Origin of the sequence: Reyranella sp. (assembly GCF_965279465.1) — a bacterium.
Classification (GTDB): Bacteria; Pseudomonadota; Alphaproteobacteria; order Reyranellales; family Reyranellaceae; genus Reyranella.
In genome coordinates this window covers 5,468,403-5,495,263 of sequence record NZ_OZ257242.1, presented here as the reverse complement: position 1 = coordinate 5,495,263, position 26,861 = coordinate 5,468,403, and the positions used below count along the sequence as shown (strand labels likewise).

Annotated in this window: 28 protein-coding genes; 18 read left to right on the top strand and 10 right to left on the bottom strand. The window is 66.0% G+C overall.

Going from position 1 to position 26,861, the window contains the following annotated elements:
* Positions 1–4: 4 nt before the first annotated feature.
* Positions 5–880, bottom strand: coding sequence for a DMT family transporter (locus ACQY8M_RS26865; protein WP_428662167.1), 876 nt, complete (start codon positions 878–880; stop codon positions 5–7).
* 29 nt (positions 881–909) lie between these two features.
* On the opposite strand from ACQY8M_RS26865, the gene ACQY8M_RS26860 reads away from it, so the two are divergent.
* Positions 910–1,911, top strand: a complete 1,002-nt coding sequence (locus tag ACQY8M_RS26860; protein WP_428662165.1) for a YheT family hydrolase — start codon at positions 910–912, stop codon at positions 1,909–1,911.
* Here the strand turns inward: ACQY8M_RS26860 and ACQY8M_RS26855 are convergent.
* The gene (locus tag ACQY8M_RS26855; protein WP_428662162.1) at positions 1,901–2,788 is read right to left on the bottom strand and encodes a LysR family transcriptional regulator; all 888 of its coding nucleotides are present in this window, start codon (positions 2,786–2,788) and stop codon (positions 1,901–1,903) included. The genes ACQY8M_RS26860 and ACQY8M_RS26855 overlap by 11 nt on opposite strands.
* A gap of 101 nt (positions 2,789–2,889) precedes the next feature.
* Between ACQY8M_RS26855 and ACQY8M_RS26850 the strand changes: the two genes are divergently transcribed.
* The gene (locus tag ACQY8M_RS26850) at positions 2,890–3,750 is read left to right on the top strand and encodes an isocitrate lyase/PEP mutase family protein (RefSeq protein WP_428662159.1); all 861 of its coding nucleotides are present in this window, start codon (positions 2,890–2,892) and stop codon (positions 3,748–3,750) included.
* Here ACQY8M_RS26850 and ACQY8M_RS26845 read toward each other — a convergent pair.
* Both ACQY8M_RS26845 and hemB read right to left on the bottom strand, forming a co-directional pair.
* Positions 3,737–4,225: an NUDIX domain-containing protein gene (locus tag ACQY8M_RS26845; protein ID WP_428662156.1), complete on the bottom strand. Its 489-nt coding sequence runs from the start codon at positions 4,223–4,225 to the stop codon at positions 3,737–3,739. The two genes, ACQY8M_RS26850 and ACQY8M_RS26845, sit on opposite strands and share 14 nt — an antisense overlap.
* Before the next feature lie 10 nt (positions 4,226–4,235).
* Entirely contained in the window at positions 4,236–5,246 is a 1,011-nt protein-coding gene (gene hemB / locus ACQY8M_RS26840; protein WP_428662154.1) for a porphobilinogen synthase, read from the bottom strand.
* A gap of 83 nt (positions 5,247–5,329) precedes the next feature.
* Here hemB and ACQY8M_RS26835 point away from each other — a divergent pair, with 83 nt between their 5' ends.
* The 9 genes from ACQY8M_RS26835 (at position 5,330) to ACQY8M_RS26795 (ending at position 12,924) form a co-directional block, all read left to right on the top strand.
* A complete protein-coding gene (locus ACQY8M_RS26835; RefSeq protein WP_428662151.1) occupies positions 5,330–6,469 on the top strand; it encodes an acyl-CoA dehydrogenase family protein in 1,140 nt (379 codons plus the stop codon).
* A 149-nt stretch (positions 6,470–6,618) separates the two neighbouring features.
* A complete protein-coding gene (locus tag ACQY8M_RS26830; protein WP_428662148.1) occupies positions 6,619–7,686 on the top strand; it encodes an enoyl-CoA hydratase/isomerase family protein in 1,068 nt (355 codons plus the stop codon).
* A gap of 170 nt (positions 7,687–7,856) precedes the next feature.
* Positions 7,857–8,738, top strand: a complete 882-nt coding sequence (gene mmsB, locus ACQY8M_RS26825; protein WP_428662146.1) for a 3-hydroxyisobutyrate dehydrogenase — start codon at positions 7,857–7,859, stop codon at positions 8,736–8,738.
* Positions 8,735–9,415: a glutathione S-transferase N-terminal domain-containing protein gene (locus ACQY8M_RS26820; protein ID WP_428662143.1), complete on the top strand. Its 681-nt coding sequence runs from the start codon at positions 8,735–8,737 to the stop codon at positions 9,413–9,415. The genes mmsB and ACQY8M_RS26820 overlap by 4 nt, the downstream gene beginning before the upstream one ends.
* Positions 9,412–10,026: an HAD-IA family hydrolase gene (locus ACQY8M_RS26815; RefSeq protein WP_428662141.1), complete on the top strand. Its 615-nt coding sequence runs from the start codon at positions 9,412–9,414 to the stop codon at positions 10,024–10,026. Before ACQY8M_RS26820 ends, ACQY8M_RS26815 begins: the two co-directional genes overlap by 4 nt.
* Positions 10,027–10,052: 26 nt before the next feature.
* The gene (locus tag ACQY8M_RS26810; protein WP_428662138.1) at positions 10,053–10,538 is read left to right on the top strand and encodes a MaoC family dehydratase; all 486 of its coding nucleotides are present in this window, start codon (positions 10,053–10,055) and stop codon (positions 10,536–10,538) included.
* An 11-nt stretch (positions 10,539–10,549) separates the two neighbouring features.
* The gene (locus ACQY8M_RS26805; protein WP_428662136.1) at positions 10,550–10,834 is read left to right on the top strand and encodes a putative quinol monooxygenase; all 285 of its coding nucleotides are present in this window, start codon (positions 10,550–10,552) and stop codon (positions 10,832–10,834) included.
* Positions 10,835–10,852: 18 nt separating this feature from the next.
* On the top strand, positions 10,853–11,920 hold the full coding sequence (gene corA / locus ACQY8M_RS26800) for a magnesium/cobalt transporter CorA (protein WP_428662133.1): 1,068 nt from the start codon (positions 10,853–10,855) through the stop codon (positions 11,918–11,920).
* Between the two features lie 2 nt (positions 11,921–11,922).
* The gene (locus ACQY8M_RS26795) at positions 11,923–12,924 is read left to right on the top strand and encodes a glutathione S-transferase family protein (RefSeq protein ID WP_428662131.1); all 1,002 of its coding nucleotides are present in this window, start codon (positions 11,923–11,925) and stop codon (positions 12,922–12,924) included.
* 21 nt (positions 12,925–12,945) lie between these two features.
* Here ACQY8M_RS26795 and ACQY8M_RS26790 read toward each other — a convergent pair whose 3' ends face one another.
* From ACQY8M_RS26790 to ACQY8M_RS26765, 6 genes are all read right to left on the bottom strand, one after another.
* Positions 12,946–13,692, bottom strand: coding sequence for a sulfite exporter TauE/SafE family protein (locus tag ACQY8M_RS26790; RefSeq protein ID WP_428662128.1), 747 nt, complete (start codon positions 13,690–13,692; stop codon positions 12,946–12,948).
* Positions 13,693–13,697: 5 nt separating this feature from the next.
* Positions 13,698–14,912: an acyl-CoA dehydrogenase gene (locus ACQY8M_RS26785; RefSeq protein ID WP_428675499.1), complete on the bottom strand. Its 1,215-nt coding sequence runs from the start codon at positions 14,910–14,912 to the stop codon at positions 13,698–13,700.
* A gap of 73 nt (positions 14,913–14,985) precedes the next feature.
* Positions 14,986–15,279: a HigA family addiction module antitoxin gene (locus tag ACQY8M_RS26780; protein WP_428675497.1), complete on the bottom strand. Its 294-nt coding sequence runs from the start codon at positions 15,277–15,279 to the stop codon at positions 14,986–14,988.
* 362 nt (positions 15,280–15,641) lie between these two features.
* The gene (locus ACQY8M_RS26775) at positions 15,642–16,442 is read right to left on the bottom strand and encodes an ABC transporter ATP-binding protein (RefSeq protein WP_428662126.1); all 801 of its coding nucleotides are present in this window, start codon (positions 16,440–16,442) and stop codon (positions 15,642–15,644) included.
* A 21-nt stretch (positions 16,443–16,463) separates the two neighbouring features.
* Positions 16,464–17,465, bottom strand: a complete 1,002-nt coding sequence (locus ACQY8M_RS26770) for an ABC transporter substrate-binding protein (RefSeq protein WP_428662123.1) — start codon at positions 17,463–17,465, stop codon at positions 16,464–16,466.
* Positions 17,466–17,479: 14 nt separating this feature from the next.
* On the bottom strand, positions 17,480–18,244 hold the full coding sequence (locus tag ACQY8M_RS26765; protein WP_428662120.1) for an ABC transporter permease: 765 nt from the start codon (positions 18,242–18,244) through the stop codon (positions 17,480–17,482).
* Between ACQY8M_RS26765 and ACQY8M_RS26760 the strand changes: the two genes are divergently transcribed.
* From ACQY8M_RS26760 to ACQY8M_RS26730, 7 genes are all read left to right on the top strand, one after another.
* Positions 18,243–19,127, top strand: coding sequence for a sugar phosphate isomerase/epimerase family protein (locus ACQY8M_RS26760; RefSeq protein WP_428662117.1), 885 nt, complete (start codon positions 18,243–18,245; stop codon positions 19,125–19,127). The two genes, ACQY8M_RS26765 and ACQY8M_RS26760, sit on opposite strands and share 2 nt — an antisense overlap.
* Complete coding sequence (locus ACQY8M_RS26755; protein ID WP_428662115.1) at positions 19,124–20,539, top strand: mandelate racemase; 1,416 nt, start codon at positions 19,124–19,126, stop codon at positions 20,537–20,539. The genes ACQY8M_RS26760 and ACQY8M_RS26755 overlap by 4 nt, the downstream gene beginning before the upstream one ends.
* Positions 20,540–21,049: 510 nt before the next feature.
* A complete protein-coding gene (locus ACQY8M_RS26750; protein ID WP_428662112.1) occupies positions 21,050–22,069 on the top strand; it encodes an NAD-dependent epimerase/dehydratase family protein in 1,020 nt (339 codons plus the stop codon).
* Entirely contained in the window at positions 22,056–22,913 is an 858-nt protein-coding gene (locus tag ACQY8M_RS26745; RefSeq protein ID WP_428662109.1) for a hypothetical protein, read from the top strand. Before ACQY8M_RS26750 ends, ACQY8M_RS26745 begins: the two co-directional genes overlap by 14 nt.
* Before the next feature lie 9 nt (positions 22,914–22,922).
* Positions 22,923–23,978 (top strand): dihydrodipicolinate synthase family protein, encoded by a 1,056-nt coding sequence (locus tag ACQY8M_RS26740; RefSeq protein ID WP_428662107.1) that lies wholly within the window; start codon positions 22,923–22,925, stop codon positions 23,976–23,978.
* Position 23,979: 1 nt separating this feature from the next.
* Positions 23,980–25,371: an amidase gene (locus tag ACQY8M_RS26735; RefSeq protein ID WP_428662104.1), complete on the top strand. Its 1,392-nt coding sequence runs from the start codon at positions 23,980–23,982 to the stop codon at positions 25,369–25,371.
* Positions 25,372–25,768: 397 nt separating this feature from the next.
* Positions 25,769–26,824 (top strand): TRAP transporter substrate-binding protein, encoded by a 1,056-nt coding sequence (locus ACQY8M_RS26730; protein WP_428662102.1) that lies wholly within the window; start codon positions 25,769–25,771, stop codon positions 26,822–26,824.
* The last annotated feature ends 37 nt before the right edge of the window (positions 26,825–26,861 follow it).

Here is a 26,861-nt window from a genome sequence, read left to right as displayed (position 1 = left end):
GGTCTTAGCCAGTGGGGTGGCGCGAATCCAGCCACACATTCGCCGCGGCGGCACCGATCACGATCGCGCCGCCCAGCAAGGTCAGGTCGCCGGGCTTCTCGCCGTCGATCAGCCACACCCAGATCGGGCCGAGGACGAGCTCAAGCAGGCCGAGCAGCGCCGCGCGTCCGGCCGGAATGCGCTTGAGCGCCGCCATGTAGAGGAGAAGGCCGCCGGCGAGCTGGCCCGGCCCCAGTGCCAGCAGCCAGACGAACTCGGCCGCACCGGCGGCCGAGGGATCGGCGAAGGGTGCCGAGATCAGGGCGGAGATCAGCCCGGCCAGCAGGAGCGCCGGCGTCATGCTGACATGGCGGTGACGGCGAACGACTATGTAGTTGGCGCTCATGCAGAGCACGACGATGAAGGCGACCGCCATGCCGGCGAGCGCGCCTGCCGCCAGAGAGCCCGCGACCGACATTGCGAGACCGACGGTCGCGGCAGCCATCGCAAGCAGCGTGTGGCGATGCAGCGGCTCGCCCAGGACGAGACGGGCGGCCAGGGCGGTGATGAACGGCGTGGCGCCGAACACGATCAGCACGTTGGCGACCGGCGCCAGGCCCAGGGCGAGGATGAAGGCGATCATGCTGCCGGCAATCCCGATCGCGCTGGCGAACAGGGCGCCACCGGCATTGCGTGCGTCGATCCAGACCTCGCGGCGCCGCCAGACCAGCAGTGGCAGAATCGTGATCGTCATCAGGGCCGACCGCCAGAAGGATACGTCCCATGCAGGAAGATCGATCTGCCGGACGAGGAGGCCGCCGGTGCTGAACACCACTGCCGCAGTAATGGCGCAAACGGCGCCCACCGTGCCGGAACTCTCCCCGTAAGTCCGCGTTTTCATGACCAACCAACTGTGAATACGGAGTCGGCGTGCCCCCGTCCATCGATTCCCTGGACTTGCCGCCCTTCAAGCCACGCTTCCCGTGGTGGGGCCCCGATCTCCAGACGCTATCTGTCCTCATCCAGTCGTCCGCCTCGGATATGTCCCCGCACAAGAGCGAGCGCGTCTGCTTCCCGATGGCCGATCGCACCGGCGACATCCTCCTGGGGATGCTCGACCGCCCCGCGGAACGCATCGCGGGCCGCCCTCTCGCGATCCTCGTCCACGGCCTCACCGGCTGCGAGGACAGTGTCTATATCCTGAGCGCCGCGCGCCATCTGCTCGACCTGGGTTATCCGGTGCTGCGCTTCAACGTCCGTGGCGCCGGTCCCTCGCGTGCCTATTGCGGAGAGCACTACCACGTCGGGCGCACGGCGGACTTCCGTCGCGTGCTGTGGCAACTGCCCGAGGACGTCACCGAGGACGGAATCGTGGCGATCGGCTATTCGCTGGGCGGCGCGATGCTGCTGAAGTATCTCGGCGAGGAGGGATCGTTCTCGCCGTTGCGCGCGGCGGTGACCATCTGCTCGCCGATCGACCTGGTGCGCACCGCCAAGCACATGATGCGGCCGCGGAACTGGTTTTATCACAACTATATCCTGAACGGCATGAAGGCCGAGGCGCTGGCCGAAGGCGCGCGTATCTCCGACGCCGAGCGCGCCATCGTGCGCTCGGCGCGCAGCGTGACCGACTACGACGATCGTTTCATCTCGCCGCGTTACGGCTTCCGCGACGCCAAGGACTACTACACCCTGTGTGCGCCGCTGAATTTCATGCCCGAGATCAGGGTGCCGACGCTGGTCCTGGCGGCGTGCGACGATCCGTGGATTCCGATCGAGCACTATCGCGAGTTCAAGTGGTCCGATAACCCTTGGCTCCTGCCGGTCATGCCGTCGACCGGAGGGCATGTCGGCTTCCATGGCGATGCAGGCAACCGCCCGTGGTGCAACCTGGCACTCGAGAGGTTCCTGGAGCGCGCCGTCACTTCGTGAGCAGGTCGAGCAGCGCCTTTGCCGCCGGGGAGAGATAGCCCTTCCGGCGATGCAGGGCTGTTATCGGGATGTTGACGCGCATGTCGGGCACGTCGAGCATCACGAGCGTTCCTTGTTTCAGTTCGTCCCGCACGCTGCTCTCCGGAACGAGGGCGAGCCCGAAACCAGCCTGCGCCAACCGCTTCTGGGCGGTCAAGCTGTCGATCAGGGTCAGGTCGGCGTGTTCCAGACCGGCGCGGATGAGTTGCCGCGCCAACAGATGGCCTGATGAATCGCGGTCGCCCGGAGACGGCGGAAACCCGATCCACCGCTCGCCGGCCAACTCCCTGGACGTGCGCAGGCGGCGGCCGGCGAGCCGGTGGCCGCGGCCCGCCACCACGACCATGGCTTCGCTGCCGGCCTCGAGCTCGACGAGGTCCGTCCGGTCGCTGGCGAAGTAGCGCAAGCCGAGGGTCGCTTCGCCGCGCCGCACGAGGTCGGTGACTTCCGCGCTCGAGGCCGTGCGCAATTCGAGGCGCACCTTTCCGGCCTTGCGGGCAAAGCGCCGCAGCGTGTCGACGATATAGGTGTCGGCGAGGGTGCCGACCAGCGCGAGCGAGACGGCGCCCTGCAGGCCCGTCTGCAGATCGCGTACCGCGTCCCGGCCATCCTTCAACGCGGCCAGCGCGGCCTGGGCGTGGGGCAGGAAGGCTCGACCGGCCTCGGTGAGCCGGATGCGGCCGCGAATCCGATCCACCAGCTTTGCACCGAGCTCGAGTTCGAGCTGGTCGAGGCGGCGACTGATCGCCGGCTGCGACCGATGCAGGCGCTGGCCCGCGCGCGTGAAACCTCCGGTCTCGGCGATGACGAGGAACGTACGGACTTCTTCGAGATCCATCGATCAGGAATCCAGATGCTGATTTCAAGAACTATGCATTTCACAAAGTGATGTCAGCTCCTCAGTTTGCCGCGAGCAATCTTTGCCCACCGGAGAAACCGATGCCGAGCTCAGCCGACAAAGCCGCAACTTTCCGCGCCCTGCACGACAGGCCGGGCGCTTTCATCATTCCCAATCCCTGGGACGCAGGGACCGCCCGGCTGTTGGCGGCGTTGGGCTTCGAGGCGCTGGCCAGCACCAGCCTGGGATTGGCCAACATGCTCGGCCGTCCCGACAGTCAGGTCAGCCGCTCGGAGGTGATCGAGAACTGCCGCGCCATCGTCGACGCGACGGACCTGCCGGTGAATGTCGATCTGGAGAACGGCTTCGCCCATGCGCCCCAGGATGCAGCCGAGGCGATCCGGCTCGCCGCACAAGCGGGGGCTGCCGGCGGTTCGATCGAGGATGCGACCGGCGATGCAAGGAATCCGATCTACGATTTCGATCTCTCGGTGGCCCGCGTCCGGGCGGCGGTCGCGGTCGCCCGCGCCCAGCCGGTGCCATTCCTGCTGACGGCGCGCGCCGAGAACCTGATCCGCGGTCGCACCGACATGGCCGACACGATCCGTCGCCTTCAAGCCTATGAAGAGGCCGGCGCCGACGTGCTCTACGCGCCCGGCCTGCGCAATCTCCCCGAGGTCCGGCAGGTCGTCGGCGCCGTCAACCGTCCGGTGAACGTCGTCACCGGCTGGCTCGATCCCGCCATCACGGCCGGTCAACTGGCCGAGGCCGGCGCCAAGAGGATCAGCGTCGGCGGCGCGCTCTCTCGCCTCGCCCTGGCCACCTTCGTGAATGCGGGGCGCGCCATGAAGGAGCAGGGCTCGTTCGCCTGGATGCCGCAGATGCTGGGAGTCGCCGAGATGCAGCGCCTGCTGGGCGCGGGTGCTGGAGTTGCGCCCAGCGGACGATTCAGGACAGCGTGATTGGCTCCGCAGGCGGTCCGTCGCGCAGCAACAGCTTCAGCCGAGTGGCGAGATCGACGGGCTCGAAGCGCTCCGGCGAGGCGGCGATCTCGTCGGCGGTCCACCAGCGATGATCGAGCGTCCAGCTTTTCTCGCGGTCGTCGAGGCCCGAGGTATCGACTGCCACCGACGCGGCGCGGGCGAGGAAGAAGCGTTCGCGATGCAGCACCTTGCGCTCGCGCCATTGCATGACGCGTTCGCGCTGCCACACCCAATGCACGGTGCCGGCGACGGAAAGACTGGTCTCCTCGCGCGCCTCGCGCACGGCGGCCGCGGCGTAGTCCTCGCCCGGATCGACCATGCCGCCGATCAGCACCCAGAACGGATCGTGGAACGGATCGGCCGGGTCGTAGACCGCCGGATTGTGGACCTTGAACAGGAAGAGCCGATCCTGCGGGTCGAGCAGGATCAGCCGGGCCGACGGACGTTCAATCATCGGGGGGCGATCATTTGGCTTTCAGCAGCCTCGCCGCGTCGACCGCGCCGTAGGTCAGGATGCCGTCGCAGCCGGCGCGCTTGAAGCTGCCGAGCGTTTCCAGCAGCACCTTGTTCCAGTCGAGCCAGCCGCGGTCGCAGGCGCCGCGCAGCATCGCGTACTCGCCGCTCACCTGGTAGGCATAGGTTGGCACGCCGAAGGCGTCCTTCACGCGGCGCACGATGTCGAGATAGGGCAGGCCCGGCTTCACCATCACCATGTCGGCGCCTTCCTCGATGTCGAAGCCGACCTCGCGCAGGGCCTCGTCGGAGTTCGCCGGATCCATCTGGTAGGTCTTCTTGTCGCCCTTCAGCGCGCCCGAGCTGCCGATGGCGTCACGGAACGGATTGTAGAAGCCCGAGGCGTACTTGGCGGCATAGGACATGATCTGGGCGTGCTGGTAACCCTTGTCGTCGAGCGCCTTGCGGATCGCGCCGATGCGGCCGTCCATCATGTCGGAGGGCGCCTGCACGTCCGCGCCGGCCTCGGTCTGGACGATCGCCTGCTTGATCAGCGCCTCGACCGATTCGTCGTTCAGGATGATGCCGTCGCGCACGATGCCGTCGTGGCCGTCGCTGTTGAACGGATCGAGCGCCACGTCACAGACGATGCCGATGCCGCTCACCGCCGTCTTCGCCGCGCGGATGGCGCGGCAGACCAGGTTGTCCGGATTGTAGGCCTCGCGGGCGTCGGGCGTCTTGGCCTCGGGGTCGGTCTCGGGAAAGATCGCGACGGCGGGAATGCCGAGATCGCGCGCTTCCTTGACCGCCTCGACGAACAGATCGACCGTGAGCCGATCGACGCCCGGCATGGAAACCACGGGCGTACGCTCGTTCCTGCCTTCCTGGACAAATACCGGCCAAATCAGGTCGTCGACGGAGAGTTTCGTCTCGGCCACCAGCCGGCGCGACCAGTCCTCGCGGCGGTTCCGGCGCATGCGCGTGTTCGGGTAGCGGCCCAGGGTGGAAAAACGTGTCGCCATGGCGGCGGTTATCGCGCGAACCGTGGGGACCTGCAATGTGGCTTGTTTGACTGCAAAGCGCTCGCCGATATGATCCGCCGCGCATGGATTTCCACCTTACAGAGGACGAGCAGGCGTTCCGCGACACGGCGCGGCAATTCGCGACCGATCGCATGCTGCCGGAAGCCGCACGCTGGGACGTCGAGAAGATCTTCCCGGAGTCGGTGCTGCGCGAGGCGGCCGCCCTCGGTTTCGGCGGCATATACGTCCGCGACGACGTCGGCGGCAGCGGCCTCACCCGATTGGGCGCCGCGCTGATCATGGAGGAGCTGGCGGCGGCCTGTCCCAGCACCGCGGCCTACATCTCGATCCACAACATGGCTGCCTGGATGATCGACGGCTTCGGCGACGACGAGCAGCGCCGGCGCTTCCTGCCGAAGCTCTGCTCGATGGAGCATTTCGCCAGCTACTGCCTGACCGAGCCGGGCGCGGGGTCCGATGCGGCGGCGCTGTCGACGCGTGCCGAGCTGCGCGGCGACCATTACGTGGTGAACGGCAGCAAGGCCTTCATCTCCGGTGGCGGCCGCAGCGACGTCTATGTCGTGATGTTGCGCACCGGCGGGCCGGGAGCGGGCGGCGTGTCGACGCTTGTCGTTGAGGCCGGAACACCGGGCCTGTCGTTCGGCAAGCAGGAACAGAAGCTCGGCTGGAACAGCCAGCCGACGGCGGCGGTGATCTTCGAGAACTGCAAGGTGCCGGTCGCGAACCGTCTCGGGCCGGAGGGCCACGGCTTCAAGATCGCGATGATGGGACTGGACGGTGGCCGCATCAATATCGGCGCCTGCTCGCTGGGCGGCGCGCGCGCCTGCCTCGAGACGGCGTCGCGCTACGTCGTCGAGCGCAAGCAGTTCGGCAAGCCGCTGGCCGACTTCCAGGCAACGCAGTTCAAGCTGGCCGACATGGCGACCGAGCTGGACGCCGCGCGGCTGATGATCTGGCGCGCGGCTTTTTTGCTCGATGCGAAGTCGCCCGAGGCCACGCAAGCCGCCGCGATGGGCAAGCGCTTCGCCACGGACGTGGGCTTCCGGGTCGTGAACGATGCGCTGCAATTGCATGGCGGCTACGGCTACTTGAAGGACTTCCCGATCGAGCGGTATCTGCGGGATCTGCGCGTGCACCAGATCCTCGAGGGAACGAACGAGATCATGCGCGTGATCATTTCGCGCCGCTTGTTGATGGGGTAAGGCACTGATGTGCAAGGGGTCACGCATCCACCGTGTCATCCCGAGCGCAGCGAGGGATCTATGTGGACCGGCATAGATCCCTCGCTGCGCTCGGGATGACACGGAATGAGTAGCGACGGCGAGGGGCTTGGATAAGGTACGGAGTTCGGATGTCTGACGCGGAAATTCTGTTCGATGTGAAGGACGGCCTCGGCCTCATCACGCTCAACCGGCCCAAGGCGCTGAATGCGCTGACGCATGGCATGATCCTCGAGATGGAGAGGGTCATCCCGGGTTGGGAAAAGGATCCGGCGATCAAGGCGGTCGTCCTCCGCGGTGCCGGCGACCGTGCGTTCTGCGCCGGTGGCGATGTCACCAATCTCTATCGCGAGAGCCGCGAGAACCCGTCGGGCACGCTGCGCCGCGATTTCTTCCGCGACGAATACATCATCAACCGCCGCATCTACCGCTATGCCAAGCCGTGGATCTCGCTGATCGACGGCGTTTACATGGGCGGCGGCGTCGGCCTCTCGGCGCACGGCTCGCACTCGGTGGCCAGCGAGAAGCTCCTGTTCGCCATGCCCGAGACGACCATCGGCCTGTTCCCGGACGTCGGCGGCGGCTATTTCCTGACCCGCCTGCAGGGCGCACTCGGCGTCTTCCTCGCCTTGACCAGCTATCGGCTGAAGATCGCCGATGCGCTGTGGGCCGGCATTGTCCATTTCCATGTCCCGAGCGCGAGAATGAACGACCTGCAGGCCGCCCTCGGCGCGGCCGATCTCTCCGGTCCCGACGCGGACCGGAAGGTGGATGCGGTGATCGCGGGCTTCACCGCGGATGCCGGCATGCCGACCCTGCCGGCCATGATGCCGGACATCGATGCCTGCTTCTCGGCGGAGTCGGTCGCGGAGATCGAGGCCAAGCTCCGCAAGCGGGGCGGCGAGTGGGCCGACAAGCAGCTTGCCGCGCTGCTCAAGCTCTCGCCGCTCGCCATGGCGATCACGCTGGAGCAGCTCAGGCGTTGCGCCAACCGCTCGTTCGAGGACTCGATGACGATCGAGTACCGCATGTCGCAGGCCTGCATGCGGCCGGACCACGATTTCTTCGAGGGCGTGCGCGCGTTGCTGATCGACAAGGATCAGAAGCCGAAGTGGAACCCGCCGACGATCGACGGCGTGACGCCGGCGATGGTCGAGGCACATTTCAAGCCGGTATCGAACGACCTGTTCTTCGACTAGTTTTCGTGGAGAGGCTTCTCACGCCCGCACCGTGTCATCCCGAGCGCAGCGAGGGATCTTTCAGGCCATGAGCAAAGATCCCTCGCTGCGCTCGGGATGACACGGTGCGTAGACTGGAGCCAAGGGCAGTCACGCGCATTTTCGAATCACGACACCAAAGGGAGCACGCAATGGCGAAAATCGCCTTCATCGGTCTCGGCAACATGGGTGGCCCGATGGCCGCCAACCTCGCCAAGGCGCAGCATCATGTGACGGCCTTCGATCTGTCCGATGCCGCCGTCGCCGCGGCGGTCGAGAAGGGTGCTCACAAGGCTGCGAGTGCCGCCGAAGCGGTGAGGGACGCCGAGATCGTCGTCACGATGCTGCCGGCCGGCAAGCACGTGCGCGAGGTCTACGAGAAGGATGTGCTGCCCAACGTCGCCAAGGGCGCGCTGCTGATCGACTGCTCGACGATCGACGTCGAGAGCGCGCGGCATGTCTCCGCGGCGGCCGCGAAGGCGGGCTTCGAGATGGTCGATGCGCCGGTGTCGGGCGGCGTCGGTGGCGCCACGGCCGGCACGCTCACCTTCATGGTCGGCGGACCGGAAGCGGTCTTCGCCAAGGCCCGGCCGATCCTCGAGAAGATGGGCAAGAACATCGTCCATGCCGGCGACAGCGGCAACGGCCAGGCCGCCAAGATCTGCAACAACATGATCCTCGGCATCTCGATGATCGCCGTCAGCGAAGGCTTCATGCTGGGCAAGCGGCTCGGTCTCGATGCGCAGAAGCTGTTCAACGTCGTGTCGACGGCGTCGGGCTCGTGCTGGTCGCTGGTCAACTACTGCCCGGTGCCGGGGCCCGTGCCGGCTTCGCCCGCCAACCGCGACTATCAGGCGGGCTTCACCGCAGCGATGATGCTGAAGGACCTGCTTCTGGCGCAGCAGGCGTCGGCTGCCTCGGGGGCCGCCACGCCGCTCGGCGCGGAGGCGGCGCAGCTCTTCAGCCTCTTCGTCAACGCGGGCAATGCCGGCAAGGACTTCTCCGGCATCATCAAGATGCTGGACGGCAAATGATCACACTCTACGACCTCCTTTTCGCCAACGACCTGCGGCCGAGCCCGTTCTGTTGGCGCACGAAGCTCGCGCTGAAGCACAAGGGGCTTGCTTGGCGCGACGAGCCCTGCGGCTTCACCGAGAAGCAGAAGGTCGCCTTTGCCGGATCGCAGACTTATCCGGTCATCCATGACGGCACGACGGTGGTGAAGGACAGCTGGGCGATCGCCGAGCATCTCGATACCGCCTATCCGGACAAGCCGTTGATGCCGGACAAGCCTTACGCCCGCTTCGTCAATGGCTGGACGGACACGTCGGTCAATCCGGCGATCTTTCCGCTAATAGCCGGCGACCTGTTCGATCGCGTGCGGCCGCAGGACAAGGAGTACATCTCCGAGTCTCGCGGCAAGCGGCTCGGCACCACCGACTTCGCGGGCTTCCAGGCGAAGGCGCGCGAGAAGGGTGTCGCGGCGTTCCGGGCCGCGCTGGAGCCCGCCCGACGCGTCCTGAAGGAGCAGCCGTTCCTCTCCGGCGATGCACCGGCCTATCCAGACTACATCCTGCTGGGCACTTTCATGTGGCCGCGGACCCTCAGCCCGCTCGAGTTGCTGGACAAGGACGACGTGGTTTACGCCTGGCGCGAGCGCATGCTCGACCTGTTCGACGGCATGGCGCGCAAGGCGCCGGCGGCTGCGTGAAATACGACGCCGTCGTCTTCGACCTGCTGACGGCGCTGCTCGATTCCTGGACCTTGTGGAACGCCGTGGCCGGCTCGGAAGAAGCCGGCATGCGCTGGCGGCGGCGCTATCTCGAGATCACCTATGGCTGCGGCAGCTACCGGCCCTATGAGACGCTGGTCCGCGAGGCCGCGGCCGATGTCGGTCTGCCGGAAGGGCTTGCCGGCGCGCTGGAGCGTCGCTGGCCGGAGCTGCAGCCGTGGCCGGAAGCGGCCGCCGTCCTGAAGACGATCCCGGTGCCGCTCGCGGTCGCCACCAATTGCTCGATCCGGCTCGGCCGGCAGGCGGCCGATCAGGTCGGCGTTCCGTTCGAGGTCGTCGAAACCGCCGAGAGCGTGGGCTTCTACAAGCCACGCCCCGAGGTCTATCGCGCCGTGCTGCAAAAGCTCGGTACGCCGGCGGAAAGGACGTTGTTCGTCGCCGGTTCAGCGTCCGACGTGCCGGGGGCCAAGGCTGTCGGGATGCCGGTCTACTGGCACAATCGCGTCGGCCTGCCGCCCCGTGATGATGCAAATCCCGACTATCTCGAACCATCGCTCGACGCTCTGGGCCGGCTGTTTCCCGCGGTCTAAGCTGCCTCCCATCAAGGGAGGAACACGTGGCGGAAGCGGCTAAATTCGATCCGGCAGAGCATCGATTCGGACCGACGCACTGGTTCGAGGATCTCTCGGTCGGCCAGAAGTTCTACATCAACTCGCGGACCCAGACCGAAGCGCTGTTCGCCGCCTTCCAGCTCGCGAGCGGCGACAACCATCCGATCCATTACGATCGCGAGTACTGCAAGGAACGGGGCCATCGCGACCTGCTTGCGCACGGTCTGCAAGTCGCGATCCAGGGCGCTGCCGGCGCGGGCGTCTTCCCGCATGTGATCGGCGACGCGCTGGTCGGCTTCCTCGAGCAGTCGTCGCGCTTCCTCAAGCCGGTCTATTGCGGCGACACCCTCTATCCGCTGCTCGAGGTCAGCGACTTGAAGGGAGGCCGCACGACCGGTGTCGTCACCATGAAGCTCACCATCCACAACCAGGCGGGCGTGCTGGTCTGCGACGGCGAACACAAGTACCTTGTGAAGAAGCGTCCGAATTGAGGAGAACGATCATGATCGGCGTCATCGCGAAGCTGACCATCAAGCCCGGCACCAACGCCGATTTCGAAGCGACGATGAAGGCGCTGCAGGCCAAGGTGCAGGCCGATGAGCCGGGCAACAAGCTCTACGCCCTGCACAAGACCGACGACGCTAACCTGTATGTCATGTTGGAGCGCTATGACGACCAGGCGGCGCTGGCCGCTCACCGCGCTGCTCCGCATTTCAAGGAGCTGGGCCGCAAGCTCGGCGACTATCTCGCCGGCAAGCCCGACGTGCAGGTGATGCAGGAAGTCTAGAAGGGACGGCAGCAAGCAATGGATGGAGTCCTTCCGCGCCATACGCAGCCGGGAACCGCGCCGGGCACGCTTGCCGGCCGTGCACCCGTGCCGGACGAGGCGCTCGACTTCACCCTGGTCGAGTACACGCAGGAGGACGTCCAGATCCTGCACAATGTCGAGGTCGACGAATGCCGCTTCCATCTCGGCACGCCTGGCCGGACCTGGATCGACGTGGCCGGGCGGCCGAGCTCGGACATGCTGCGCGACCTCGGCATGGCCTTCAACCTCCATCCGCTGGCGCTCGAGGACGTGTTCCATGGCAACCAGCGCGCCAAGCTCGACATTTACGAAGGCCAGGGCTTCATCGTGCTCAACGATCCCACCTATGAGGAGGGCGAGATCCAGCTGCGCCAGGTCAGCATCTTCTTCGGCGACAACTACGTCATCTCGTTCCACGACCACAAGCAGGACATCTTCAAGCCGGTGCGCGAGCGCGTGCAGGCCTCGGGCACGCGGCTGCGAACGTTCGGCACCGACTATCTCGTCTATGCGCTCATGGATCTGGTCGTCGATCGCAAGTTCCCGCTGATCGAGACGCTCGCCAGCCATCTCGAGGAGCTCGAGGACGAGGCACTGGGCCATCCGAACAACGACACGCTCGGCCATATCCACCAGGCGCGGCGGGCCCTGGTCACCTTCCACCGCCTCGAATGGGCGGAGCGGGAGACGATCCTCGGCATGATGCGGCCGGAAACGCCGTTCATCATGCCCGAGACGCGCACCTACCTGCGCGACTGCTTCGATCATTCGGTTGCGCTGCTCGATCTGCTCGAGAGCTATCGCGAAATGTGCAACGGCCTGATGGAAATCTATCTGCTGCAGGCCTCGAATCGCATGGCCGAAGTGATGAAGACGATGGCGGTCATCACCGTCTTCTTCATGCCGCTCAGCTTCCTCGCCGGGATCTACGGCATGAATTTCGAGCGCGATGTCGGCAACATGCCCGAGCTCGGCTGGAAATACGGCTACGGGTTCTTCTGGGTGCTGGTTGTCGTGATCGTCAGTGGTTTGTACCTGTGGCTGAAACGCAAGCGCTGGATCTGACCATGAGCGATACCTACCGCATCTTCGGCTCCGAACTGTCGCCCTATTCGGTGAAGGTCCGCTCGTACTTCCGCTACAGGGGCTTGCCGCACGAATGGCTGCTGCGCTCGCCGGCGAACCAGGGCGACTTCCAGAAATACGCCAAGCTCCCGCTGGTCCCGCTGGTGGTAACGCCGCAGGGCGAGGGCATCCAGGATTCGACGCCGATCATCGAGCGCTTCGAGGCGTTGGCACCGTGCCTGCAGCCCGACGATCCGGCGCTCGCCTTCATCTCCGCGCTGCTCGAGGAGTACGGCGACGAGTGGGGCAACAAGTGGATGTTCCATTATCGCTGGACCTATCCCGCCGATTGCTGGGCGACGGCCGAGCGCATCGCCGTCCAGATGATGGGCGCGCAGGGCACGCTCGCCGTCGCGCAGGCGCGCGGCGCCATAGCCGAGCGCATGAGCGGACGGCTGGGCTTCGTCGGCTCCAATCCGACGACGCGGCCGCTGATCGAAGCTTCCTTCAAGCGCGTGCTGGAGATCCTCGACGCGCATCTCGCGTCGCGGCCGTACATGTTGGGCGGCCGGCCGGCGATGGCCGATTTCGGCCTGTGGGGCCAGCTTTACGAGGCGGCGACCGATCCGACGCCGGGCGCCCTGATGCGGGCGTCGTCGCCGAACGTCATGGCCTGGGTGGAACGCATGGTGTCGCCCAAGGCACACGGTGAATTCGAAACCTGGTCCTCGCTGTCGGCGGGCCTGATGCCGCTGCTCACGGAGGAGGTCGGGCGCCTCTTCCTGCCTTGGTCGATGGCCAATGCGGAAGCGATCGGGAAGGGCGAGAAGAGCTTTTCGATGACCCTTGCCGGATCGACCTGGTCGCAGGAGCCGCAGAAGTACCACGCCCGATCCCTTCAGGAGATCCGCCGCAAGTACGCCGCCGCCAAAGCCGCTCCCGGCCTCGACGACATCCTGGAGAAGGCGGGCTGCCTCAGCGCCCTTCGCGCCGCCGCGACCTAGCCCGACCCGGGCGCTCCGCCGTCACAGCAGAGCGGACCCGATCAGCGTCAGGCCGGAAAGACCGAGCAGCACGATCACGAGGCGGCGAAACTGCGCGTCGTTGATGCGGCCGTAGAGCCGCAGGCCGATATGCGCGCCGATCAGGGTGACGGGCAGCGTTATCGCCGCCCAGAGGAAGAAGGTACGATCGAGGAAGCCGGCGACGGCAGCGGAAATCAGCGACAGCGCGAGCACGCTCATGTTGAAGGGCTGGTTGACGCCGCGCTGCGCCAGCATGGTCCAGCCGCGCAGCTGGACCCAGATCACCGGGATCGGCCCGCTGAGGCTCGCCATGCCGCCCAGGACGCCGCCGCCCAGCCCGGCGGTCGCGTCGGCCAGGCGTCCGCCGCCCATTACCACGGGCGGCCGGCGCACCAGGCCCATCCAGCTGCAATAGAAGATGAGCAACAGGCCGACGCCGACCTTGAGGGGCTGCACCTGCACGAAGCCGAGCAGAGCGGTGCCCACTGGCACACCGATCAGGCCGCCGGCCAGGAACGGCCAGAGTCGCGACCAGATCACGCCCTTCCAGATCCTGGGCAGCGATTGGATATGCCCGCCGACGGAGCAGAAGGCGACCAGTGGCGCGGCCGTGACCGGCGACATGGCATGGAGCCAGAAGCCCAGCGCCACGAGGGCATAGCCCGTGCCGCTCAGGCCATTGACGAAACCGGCCGCCAGGGCGCCGGCGACAACGAGTGCAATGTCGCCGGCCGGCGGCAGATCCACCGCGATCAGCCGGCTGCGCTGAAGGCCTGGATGCCCGTGATGGCGCGGCCGAGGATCAGCGCATGCACGTCGTGCGTGCCCTCGTAGGTGTTGACCGCCTCGAGGTTCATCGCATGGCGGATCACGTGATACTCGTCCGACACGCCGTTGCCGCCGTGCATGTCGCGCGCGACGCGGGCGATGTCGAGCGCCTTGCCGCAGTTGTTGCGCTTGATCAGCGAGATCATCTCCGGCTGGGCGTGGCCGGCGTCCTTGAGGCGGCCGACGCGCAGGCAGGCCTGCAGGCCGAGCGTGATCTCGGTCTGCATGTCGGCGAGCTTCTTCTGGATCAGCTGGTTGGCGGCGAGGGGCCGGCCGAACTGCTTGCGGTCCATGGTGTAGGTCCGTGCCTGCTTGAAGCAGAACTCGGCCGCACCCATGGCACCCCAGGCGATGCCGTAGCGCGCGTTGTTGAGGCAGCCGAACGGGCCGCCCAGCCCCGCGACGTTGGGCAGCATGTTCTCGACCGGCACGAAGACCTCGTCGAGCATGATGGCCCCGGTCACCGAGGCGCGCAGGCTGAACTTGCCTTCGATCTTGGGCGTCTCGATGCCCTTCCAGCCACGCTCGAGGATGAAGCCGCGGATCGCGCCGCCGTCGAGCTTGGCCCAGATCACCAGCACGTCGGCGATCGGCGAGTTGGTGATCCACATCTTGGAGCCGGACAGGCTGTAGCCGCCGGGCACGGTGACGGCCCGGGTCTTCATGCCGCCCGGATCCGAGCCGTGGTCGGGCTCGGTCAGGCCGAAGCAGCCGACCCATTCGCCGGTGGCGAGCTTGGGCAGGTACTTCATGCGCTGCTCTTCGGTGCCGTAGGCGTAGATCGGATGCATGACCAGCGAGGACTGCACGCTCATCGCCGAGCGGTAGCCGGAATCGACCCGCTCGACCTCGCGGGCGACCAGCCCGTAGGTGGTGTAGTTGGCGCCGGCGCAGCCGTACTTCTCGGGCAGGGTGGAGCCCAGCAGGCCGAGCGCGCCGAACTCGTTCATGATCTCGCGGTGGAACTTCTCGTGGCGGTTGGCCTCGAGCACGCGCGGCATCAGCTTTTCCTGGCAGTAGTCGCGCGCGACGTCGCGGACGGCGATCTCCTCCTCGCTGAGCTGGTCGTCGAGGAAGAACGGGTCCTCCCAGTCGAACGGCTTGGCGTCGGCGCTGATGCCCTTGGCGGCGCTCTTCATCGGGACGGCGGCGGTTGCCATGGTCACTCCTGTCTGTCTTTGCGGCGTCTTATCAGGCAGCTAGGGCGGGCGTCTATGCCGCCATCGCCTTGGGTACGAACGGCTTCACCCGGATCCGACCGGCCTTCAGGCGCATTTCGGCGATCTCGTAGGAGGTTTGCATGCGCAGCAACGTATCCATGCTGGCCCCAAAGGCCTTCTCGACCCTGAGCGCCATCTCCGCAGACAGGGCGGCGCGCCCATTCAGCAGCGCGGACAGGGCGGGGCGGGTGACACCCAGAACCTTCGCCGCGTCGGTTACGGAAAGCCCGTGAGGCTCGACGATCTCGGTACGGATGAAGGGTCCGGGATGGGAGGGCTTGGCCATACGCATGAATTGCTCCCTAGTGATAGTCCTCGAAGTCCAGATTGACGATCTCATTGTCCTTCTCGTCGACGCCAAATGTGATCCGCAATTGCGGGACACCGTCAGGCTCCAGAGCCCACGCCGATCGCCGGAGAGCTTGTGCGCTCGCCATAGCGGAAAGGCCTTAAGTTCGTCGACGTCGCCCATGTCTTGGACGAACGAGATGATGTTGCGGATCTTCCCGATGAAGGATGCCGGTAGACCGGATGTCTCATCGCGCTCAATAAAGCGCTTCAGACCTCGATGACGGACGCTTCGAATCCGCATGCCAATTGGTAAAAGACGACCTGTTGCCTGTCAAGCTACACGATACGAAGCAGCCTCTATGACGTGGCGCCGCCGACCGTCCGTCCCGTGAGCGTCCGGAAGATCTCGAGGCTGAGCTTGCCGAAGGCCTCGGACGCCCGCAGCTCGACGGTGCGGGGGCGGGGGAGGTCGATGCGCAGGTCGGCGGCGATCCGGCCGGGACGGGCGGACATGACCACCACGCGGTCGGACAGGAACACCGCCTCGGAAATCGAATGGGTGACGAACAGGACGGTCTTGCGCTGGTTGCGCTCGAGGTCGAGCTCGCCCCAGATGCGCAGCAGCTCGAGCGCCATGTCGTCGCGCGTCATGGCGTCGAGCGCGCCGAACGGCTCGTCCATGAGCAGCAGCGGCGGGTCGAGCAGCAGGGCGCGGCAGAGCGAGGCGCGCTGCTGCATGCCGCCCGACAGCTCGCGCGGCAGCTTCTCCCCGAAGCCGTGCAGGCCGGCCATTTCGAGAAGCTGCTGGGCGCGGGCCCAGTGGGAGCGGCGGTCCTTGCCCGCCAGCTCGGCCGGCAGCAGCACGTTGTCGAGGATCGAGCGCCATTTCAGCAGGATCGGTGCCTGGAACACCATGCCGATGTCGGGGATCGGCGCCGTCACCTCGCGGCCGGCGACTTTCACCGCGCCGCGCGTGGCGGGCCTCAACCCGGCAACGATGCGCAGCAGGGTGGACTTGCCGCAGCCGCTCGGACCCACCAGCGACACGAACTCGCCCGTGCCGACGGTGAGCGAGATGTCGGCGAGCGCCTCGACCGGGCCGCTCGCCGCCTCGTAGATCATGCCGACCTTCTGAAGGTCGATCAGGTCCTTTGCCACGCTGGTGAACGCCGCCGGTCGTCAGTTCGTCTTCTTCGGCATCTCGATCTTGGTGAAGAACTCCATCGAATAGACGTCCTTGCACTCGGCCTTCTTGGTCAGGCCCATGTAGGTATTCACCAGGTCGACCGAATTGCACATTTTCTTGTCCTCGATGAAGCCGATGCCGTTCTTGGCGTACCGCTCCGTGTTCATGAGCGCGAGGCCCATCAGCATGTTCTCGGAGATCACGTCGTAGTCGATCTCGGGCACACGCTTCTTGTAGATCGCCATGGCGGCCTTCGGGTCGGCCATGACGTCGCGCCAGCCCATGTAGGAAGCTTCGAGGAAGTCCTTCAGCACCTTGGGGCGTTCCTTCATGGTCTTGGCGCTGGCGGCGATCGACAGCGAGTAGAGGTCGAAGCCGAAATCGGCCCACAGCATCTGCACGACGTTGCCCTTGCCCGAGGCCTTCTCGTAGAGCGGCAAGCCGGTGACGGCGTCGCCGACACCGTCAAGGCGCTTCTCGGCGAGGGCCGCGACCTTGGCGGCCGGCTCGATATTCACCCAGGTGACCTTGCTGGCATCGATGCCGGTGATCTTGGCGAAGCCCGGGAACATCTGGCGTTGGCTGTCGCCCGGAGGAGCGCCGAGGTTCTTGCCCTCGAGATCCTTGGGCTTCAGGATCGGATTGCTCTTGAGGCTGAAGAAGTTGAGGGCGGTGTTGTCCCAGATCATGCCGACCGACTTCACGGTCGAGCCGCGCGTCGAGGCGGCGATGACCACGGCGGCGTCGGCGACGCCGGCATCGGCGCGTCCGGTATCGAGCTTGGCAATGACGTCGCCCGAGCCCTTGGAATTCTCGAGCGTCACGTCGAGGCCCTTCGCCTTGTAGTAGCCCTTATCGAGCGCCACCCAGTAGGCGGCATGGTCGCCGACAGGGAACCAGTTGAGCGCGAAGGTCAACTTCTCCAGCGTCTGCGCCGAGGCGCTGCCCCCGGCCGCGAGCAGCGCGGCCAGCGCCAATGACAATGTGCGTTTCATGACAACCCCTTCAGCTAATCGATGCCTTCGGCCCACGGCGCCCACAGATGCGCCAAGAGCACGACCAGGCCGTACAGCACCAGGCCGACGATCGAGATCCAGACCAGCGCGGCGAACGCCACCGAGGTGTTCATGCTGCTCTGGGTCGCAACGATGACGTAGCCCAACCCCTTCTGCGAGGCGACGAACTCCCCGACGATCGCTCCCACGACGGCGGCGGTGGCGGTGATCTTGAGCGCGCTCAGGATGTAGGGCAAGGCGTTGGGAATGCGGATCTTCACGAAGATCTTCCATTTCGGCGCGTTGAAGACGCGGCCGAGGTCGAGCATATCGGCTTCGACCTGGCTCAGTCCCACCGCTGTGTTGATCACCACCGGGAAGAAGCCGATCAGCGCGCCCATCAGCATGTTCGGGAAAATGCCGTAGCCCATCCAGATCAGGAACAGCGGCGCGATCGCCACCTTGGGCAGGGTGTTGACGAACACCAGGAACGGCACCAGCGCCTTGGCGAGCAGCGGAGACCAGGCGATCGCGACACCCAGTGCCACACCGACGACGCCTGCCATGACGAAGGCGCCGACGATCTCCCAGGTCGTGACCCAGATATGCTGCGCCCAGGTGATATCCGGATGCCACATCGCGTTCCAGACCGAGAGCGGCGGCGGCAGCAGATACTCGCGGATGCCGGTCATGCTGACGGCAAGCTGCCAGACCGCGATCAACCCGATGAACAGCGCGGCGGTCGGCCAGTACTGACGGGTTACCGCCTTGATATTCATGATATCCTGTGACGCATTGCACTCAGACTGGCCAACGCCTTTGGGGCCGTCAAGGCGAGGATCATTGGTGAAGCTTTCCCTGTGCAATGAAGTGATTCGGGAGCTTCCCTTCGACCGGCAATGTGCTCTGGCAGCAGGCCTCGGCTATCGCGGTCTCGAAATCGCTCCGTTCACTTTCGGCCAAGATGCATGGAGCATGCCGGCAGCCAAACGGGCGGAAATCCGCCGCGCCTGCAGCGACGCGGGCATCGAGGTGAGCGGCCTGCACTGGCTGCTGGCGGCACCCGCCGGCCTCTCGATCACAAGTGCCGACCGCCACGTCTGGCAGAAGAGCGTCGCCGTCCTGCGCGCCTCGGTCGAAATCTGCGCCGAGCTGGGCGGTGACTATCTCGTGCACGGCTCGCCGGCGCAGCGGCGGGTGAGCGATCCATCGGATCGGCAGCGCGCCGAAGAAGCCTGGGCGCTCGCCGCCGAGGCGGCTCGGAAGGCTGGCGTCGTCTATTGCCTCGAACCGCTCGCGAGCCCTGACTGCAATTTCATCAATACGCTGGCCGAAGCCAGCGACGTCGTAAGGCGGATTGGCAATCCAGCGTTCAAGACGATGGTCGACACGCTCGCTGCCAGCCTGATGGAGCCTGAGCCGGTCGCTGACGCCGTCCGGCGCGCGATGCCGACCGGGCTGATGGCGCACATTCAGCTCAACGACCGCAACAAGCGCGGGCCGGGGCAGGGCGGCGACAAATTCGCGCCGGTCATCCAAGCGCTGCTCGAAACCGGCTATGACGGCTGGATCGCGATGGAGCCTTTCGTCTATGAGCCTGACGGCGCGACCTGTGCGGCGCGCATGATCGGCTACATCCAAGGTCTTCTGGAGCAGGCATGAAAATCAAGCTGGAGGAGGTCGAACGCTACGAGCGGCCGATGACCATGCGGCTCGCCTTCCGCTTCGGCGTCATCACCGTGACCGGCGGCATCCAGGCCGTGATCCGCGTGCGCATCTCGCTGCCCGACGGACGGTCGGGCCAGGGCGTCGCCGCCGAGGCGCTGGCGGCCAAGTGGTTCGAGAAGAGCCCGGAGTTCACCGACGACCAGAATCTCGACCAGCTCCGCCAGTCGCTCGATCTCGCCATCGACCACTACAAGGGGCATGGCGCCGACACGCCGTTCGGCCTGTTCGCCGGCACCTACGGCGAGCAGCAGAAGAAGGGCGCGGCGCTGCGGCTCAATCCGCTGGTCGCGTCCTACGGGCCAGCGCTGCTCGACCGTGCGATCCTCGATGCGCTGGGCAAGATCACGGGCAATTCCTTCTCCCAGATGATCGTCAGCAACCTGCCGGGCATCCGGACGACGGAACTCACGCCGGATATCGAGCAGATTCCTCTCGCGCGCTTCCTCGCAGCGCTGAAGCCGGCCAGCTCGATCGAGCTGCGCCACACGGTCGGGCTGGTCGATCCCCTGACGGCGGGCGACCGCACGCCGATGGAGCGCATCAACGACGGCTTGCCGGAGACGCTGGAGGAGGTGGTCTCTTACTATCGCGGCCGCTACTACAAGCTGAAGGTCGCGGGCGACATCAAGGCCGACCTCGATCGGCTGAGCCGCATTGCCTTCGTGCTCGATCATCGCCTGCCGGAGTACCGGACCACCCTCGACGGCAACGAACAGTACGAGGACGTCGAAGGCATCGTCGAGCTCTGGCGCAAGGTCGGCGAGACGCCGGCGCTGGCGCGCCTGGCGCAGTCGACGCTGTTCATCGAGCAGCCGATCAAGCGCAGTGTGGCGCTCAGCCGCTCCGTCGAGTCGCTGGCCAAGCTGCGGCCCGTCATCATCGACGAATCGGACGGCGAGTTGTCGTCCTTCCCGACGGCACTGAAGCTTGGCTACTCCGGCGTCTCGAGCAAGAATTGCAAGGGCTTCTACAAGTCGATCCTCAATGCCTCCCGCGTGGCGCAGCTCGGCCCCGGCTATTTCATGTCGGCCGAGGACCTGACGACCCTGCCGGGGGTCAGCCTGCAGCAGGACCTCGCCCTCGTGTCGCTGCTCGGCATGACTCATGTCGAGCGCAATGCTCACCACTTCGTCGACGGCATGTCCTTCGCCTCGGAGGCCGAGCAAAAAGCCTTCGTGTCAGCGCACCGCGCCCTCTACGAGCGCAAGCCGGGCCACCCCGCACGCCTCAAGGCGCCCGGCGGCAAGATCGCGCTCGCCTCGCTGAACGTGCCGGGCTTTGCGGTCGGGGCGGAGATGGATTTCCGCTCGATGACGCCCCGGACGACGCAGGTCTATCGCGTATGAGACATTGCCCGTCGTCTCTCCATTCACGCCTTGCTATTGGAGCATGTGAGCGTTTTGTCCTTAGCTGGACTTTCAACCTCATCCTGAGCACTTGTGAATGCTTCGGCGCGCTGGCCCAAAGCATAGCAGGGCAACGATCCCACCTCATCCTGAGAGCCTTTGAATTTTTCAATCCAGCTTCTTCAGTCGTGGAGTCGACGAAACGAAAGATCCCTCGCTGCGCTCGGGATGACAACAATGCTGTCATCCCGAGCGCAGCGAGGGATCTTTGTTTCTTCAATCAGCCGCCGAGGACAAGACCGACGAAAAATTCACAAACTCTAAGGAGCGGAGCGAAGCGGAGTGTCTCGAAGGATGGCAACGCAAAGGACGGTACTGCCGGGATCATGAGGTGCAGGGGCACCGGGCTTGTTGCCACCCTTCGAGACACTCCGCTTTGCTCCGCTCCTCAGGGTGAGGCGGGGTGCGTGGCTACTCCGTCGATAAATCACGATCTCTGAGAGTGACAACATGACCTTGCCCGCGCATTTCGAGAGCGTCGCAGCGCTCGAGGATTTCATGACGACCCCGCCGCCCGAGTTGGTCGCCGAGATGAAGACGCTCGACGGCGACATTCTGGTCCTCGGTGTCGGTGGCAAGATGGGGCCGACCTTGGCGCAGATGGCCAGGCGCGCCGGCAAGCGCGTGATCGGGGTGGCGCGGTTCAGCGAGCCCGGTCTGCGCAAGGCGCTGACTCGAGGCGGCGTCGAGACCGTGTCCGCGGACCTGCTCGACCGCGACGCGCTGGACCGGCTGCCCAAAGCCGCCAACGTGATCTTCATGGCCGGGCGAAAGTTCGGCGCCACCGGCGACGTGCCGCTCACCTGGGCGATGAACGTGCACGTTCCGGCGATGGTCGCCGAGGTGTTCAAAACCTCGCGCATCGTTGCCTTCTCGACCGGTTGCGTTTACCCGTTCGTGCCGGTCGAGAGCGGCGGTGCGACCGAGGACGTGCCGCCGGTGCCGCCGCCCGGCGACTACGCCACCTCCTGCGTCGGCCGCGAGCGCATGTTCGAGTATTTCTCCGCGCGCCACGGCACGCCGGGGCGGCTGTTCCGGCTCAACTACGCGATCGACATGCGCTATGGCGTGCTGCACGACGTTGGCCGCAAGGTACGCGACGGCGAGACGATCGATCTCGCCATGGGCCACGTGAACGTGATCTGGCAGGGTGACGCGAACGCGATCGCGCTGCGCTGCCTGGCGCATGCCACGACGCCCACGACGCCGATCAACGTGACCGGGCCGGAGACGATCGAGATCCAATGGCTGGCGGGGGAGTTCGGCAAGCTCCTGGGCAGGAAGCCGACCTTCAGCGGCAGGCCCTCGCCGACCGGCTGGCTCAACAATTCGGCTCGCATGGTCAAGGAATTCGGGCCGCCCAGCGTGCCGCTCGGCAGGATGATCGAATGGACGGCGGACTGGCTGTCGCGCGACATGGCCACGCTCAACAAGCCGACGCACTACGAGGTGCGCGATGGCCAGTACTGACGCGCTGCCCATAACCCCGATCGACGCGGCGGAAAGCGAGGCGGTCTGGCCGCTCTCGATCGAGGCCGGCTGGAACCAGAACGTCGCCGACTGGCGATTCATGCTGGGTGCCGGCCGTGGCTTCGGCCTGCGCAACGAGGCAGGTAGATGGGAGGCGAGTTCGCTCGTGCTGCCGCTCGGCCAGAAGCTCGCCTGGATCAGCATGGTGCTGGTCACGAAGGACCGCCGCCGTGGCGGGGTAGGCACCGGCCTGCTGAGGCGCTGCATCGCGGAGGTGCAGGCCAGCGGCGCCGTCGCGGGGCTCGATGCGACGGAGCAGGGGCGGCCGATCTACCTGCCGCTGGGCTTTCACGATCTCTATCCGATCAGGCGCTGGCATTTCGACCGGGCAATGGATGTGCCTGACGACGTTCTCGTGCGCCCCTTCACCATGGCCGACCTGCCGAAGCTGGCGCTCTACGACCGACCCCTGAGCGGCATGGAGCGGCCGACTCTCCTGGCGCATCTCGCGATGCGCCAGCCCAGCCTGGCCTGGGTGGTGGAAGCGCCGGGCGGGCGCCTGGCCGGCTTCGCGCTGGGCCGAGAGGGAAGGGTCGCCAGTTCCATCGGCCCTGTGGTGGCAGACAGCGAGGAGATCGGCCTTGCGCTGATCGCCAAGGCGGCGTCATCGGCCGTCGGACCGTTCATCATCGACGTGCCGGAGGCGCATACCCGCATTCGCCAATGGCTCCAATCGCAGGGCGCGGTCAGTCCGCGCGGCTATATGAGGATGACCTTGGGTACTGCGAAGGGCCTCGATGACCCGGGCCACGTCTTTGCTCTCGCGGGTCCTGAACTGGGATAGGATGCGCCCATGCAATGGAATGACCTTCCCGCACCGATCCTGTCGACGCTGCGCCATGGCGCGGTGATCCCCGCTCATCCGCTGGCGCTCGGGCCCGACCGCCAGTTCGACAGGCAGTCGCAACGCGCGATCAGCCGCTACTATGTCGATGCCGGCTCCGGCGGTCTCGCCGTCGGCGTGCATTCCACCCAGTTCGCGATCCGCGAGGTCGGCCTCTACCGGCCGGTGCTCGAGCTTGCGATCGAGACGGCGCGTGACTGGACCGACCGGCCGCTGGTTATGATCGCCGGCGCCGTCGGCAAGACGGCGCAGGCGGTCGAGGAAGCCCGCACCGCGCGGTCCATGGGCTACCACGCGGTCCTGCTGTCGCTCGCCGCCCTCAAGGGCGCGAGCGAGGACGAGCTGATCGACCACTGCGCGGCCGTCGCGAAGGAGATGCCGTTGATCGGCTTCTACCTGCAGACCGCTGTCGGCGGCATTCCATTGTCGCGCGCCTTCTGGGCGCGTTTCGCCGCGATCGAAAACGTCGTGGCGATCAAGGTCGCGCCGTTCAATCGCTATCGTACGCTCGATGTCGCCTTCGGAATCGCCTCGGCCCATGCCGAGGAGCGGATCACGCTGTACACCGGCAACGACGACCATATCGTCGCCGACCTCGTCACGCCGCTGGTCGTGCGCACCGGCAATCGCGAGGTCACCCTGCGTTTCCAGGGCGGCCTGCTCGGTCACTGGAGCGTCTGGACGCGCGGCGCCGTAAAGCTTCTGGAGAAGCTCAAGCTGTCGGTCTCGGCCGGCGCCATAACGCCGGAGACACTGGCGCTCGATTCGTTCGTCACCGACTGCAATTCGGTGGTGTTCGATGTCGACCACGACTTCGCCGGCTGCATCCCGGGCTGCCATGAGATCCTGCGCCGGCAGGGCCTGATGACCTCGATCGAATGCCTCGATCCGCACGAAACGCTGAGCGCCGGCCAGAGCGAGGGCATCGACCGGCTCTATGCCACCTATCCAGAGCTGCACGACGATGCCTTCGTCGCGGCCAACCTCGAGCGCTGGCGGAACTGAGTTGGACGATCTCTTCGCGACGCACGACGCGCTCGCCGTTGCCGACCTGATCCGCACCCGCAAGCTCGGTGCGAAGGAAGTGCTCGATGCCGCGATGGCGTCGCTGCACAAGGCCAACGAGCAGCTGAACGCGATCACCGACTTCTATGACGACGCGCCGCGTCCCGCCGATGGCCCGTTCCACGGCGTGCCCTACGTCATCAAGCAGCTCATGGCCGATTGCGCCGGCCATCCCACGACCCTGGGCTCGAAGCTCTTCGGCAGGACGCCCGTGGCCGCTGCCGACAGTGCCGCCGTGGCTCGCATGCGCCGCGCCGGCCTGCGCATCGTCGGCCGTACCAACACCAGCGAGTTCGGCCTCGCGCCGACCACCGAGCCGGCCTTCGGCGGGCCGACGATCAATCCCTGGCGCGCTGATCTTTCACCGGGCGGCTCGTCCGGCGGGTCGGCAGCGATCGTCGCGGCGCGCGCTCTGCCGATGGCCCACGCCACGGACGGCGGGGGCTCGATCCGCATCCCGGCCAGCCTGTGCGGCCTGTTCGGCCTCAAGCCGTCGCGCGGGCGGATCAGCCTGGCACCGATCGGCGAGACGCTGGCCGGCGCCGGCGCGCAGCATTGCGTGTCGATCTCGGTGCGGGACAGCGCGGCCTTGCTGGACGCCGTCGCCGGCGGTGAGCCGGGAGACCCTTATCGCGCGCCGCCAGCCGAGGGCACGTTCCTCGACGCGACCAAACGAGCACCAGGCAAGCTGCGGGTTGCCTTCATGCGCCAGCCCGTGGGGCAGGGATCTCTCGATCCTGTGCTGGTCGGGGCTATCGAGCGCACGGCGAGGCTTCTGGAGGAGCTGGGCCATCACGTCGAGGAAGCGTCGCCCGACTACGACGCGGCGGCGCTCGACGCGGCCTTCTGGCGGATTATGTGCGCCAACACCTGGACCAACATCCAGCTGCGCGCCGCCGGCCGGGTGCCGGGTCCCGGCGATCTCGAGCCGGTGACGCGGCTCTATGCCGAGCGCGGCCGCGCCGTGACAGCCGATGACTACATCCGCAGCGTCCAGACCTTTCATCGCACGGGACGCCAGCTCGGCGTCTTCTTCGAGAGATGCGACGTGCTGCTCTCGACCACGATCGCGCGCACCAGCCTGCCGCTCGGCACCGTGCGCATGGACGGATCGGCCGAACAGTTCGAGCAGGCCGTCGCGCCGATGACGGCTTTCACGGCCGTGTGCAACGCGACCGGCGTGCCGGCCATGTCGGTGCCACTGGAGTGGACTGCCGACGGCCTGCCGATCGGCCTGCACTTCGTCGGTCGGTTCGGCGCCGAGGAGATGCTTTACGCGCTCGCCGCCCAATTCGAGCAAGCGCGGCCCTGGAGTCATCGCCGGCCACGGTGATCTGCGACGCACCGGCCCGTATCCGGTGCGATCTATGCCGGCCTGTTTTAAGCCGACGTCCAGAGGACGCCCTTTCCAGCAGTGTCGGTCTCGGCCTGCACGCGGGAAGGTCTCGCTTTCCTGGTTGGGAGTGCGCGCCATAGCTCGGGCAGCGAGACGCCCGAGAGCCTGCCCCCCGAGGATTGCGAAGATTGTGCGGGGCGGCTTCAATTCTTGCATTCAATATGCGTTTGACATTTCGGTAAGCGAACTTACGATTGCCTTACACAGGGAATGCACTAACGCCCGCAGAGGCGTGGTGCGGGGTGAGCCGGTCAACGGCTGTCCATCAGAGAGCAGAGGCATGGCCCGGCGCGGGTTGCATCCTTTGCTTTGGCTTCAACGAATGGGAGGAAACATGCGCACGATCACAAGGTTGGGCGGCGCTGCCGTCGGCATTGCGCTGGCACTGTGTGCCGCGACGGGCACGGCCACGGCCCAGGACAAGAAGATAAGAATTCAGATGCAGTCGAACTTCGCCTCGACTCTGGCTCTCCTCGGACCAAACGCGAACTATACCGTTGATCAGATAAAGAAGCTGTCGAACGGCAACATCGATATCAAGTTCTTCGAGCCCGGTTCCCTGGTGCCGCCGGGTCAGGCGTTCGATGCCGTGGCGTCCGGAGCGCTCGACGCTGCCTGGGCGACCCCCGGCTTCTGGACAGGCAAGGATATCGCCTTTGCCGTCTTCTCCACCGTGCCCTTCGGTCCCGGCCTGGGCGAGTATCTCGCCTGGATGAAGGAAGGAGGCGGCGAGAAACTGATGCAGGCATTGTACGCCAAGTACAACGTCCACTCCGTCATGTGCCACCTGATCCCGCCGGAGGCGTCCGGCTGGTTTCGCAAGGAGATCAAGACGCTCGACGACCTGAAAGGGCTCAAGATGCGCTTCTTCGGTCTCGGCGCGAACGTGATGCAGAAGCTCGGCGTCTCGACGCTGCTGCTGCAGGCCGGTGAAATCTTTCAGGCGCTCCAGCTTGGGACCATCGATGCGACCGAGTTCTCCATGCCGGTGATGGACCTCAGCCTCGGCTTCTATCAGGTGGCGAAGTTCTACTACTTCCCTGGCTGGCATCAGCAGGCGACAGTCGGCGACCTGATAATCAACAAGGCCAAGTGGGATTCGATGTCGGCGCACCAGAAGGCGATCGTCGAGGCGGCCTGCGATCAGACCGTGCTGAAGGGCATGAGCCTGGGCGAGTCGCTGCAACCCAAGGCGCTGCTCGAGATCGAGAAGAAGGGGGTCAAGCTGATGACCTGGGGCCCCGAATTCACCGCTGCCTTCGAGAAGGCGTGGAACGAGGTCGCGGTCGAGCAATCCGAAAAGAGTCCCGAGTTCAAGAAGGCTTGGGATTCGCTCAGCAACTTCCGCAAGGAATACGCTGTCTGGAAGGATCGCGGCTACCTGAGGTAGTCGCCGGAGCCGGGCGCGATCGGAAGCCGATCGCGCC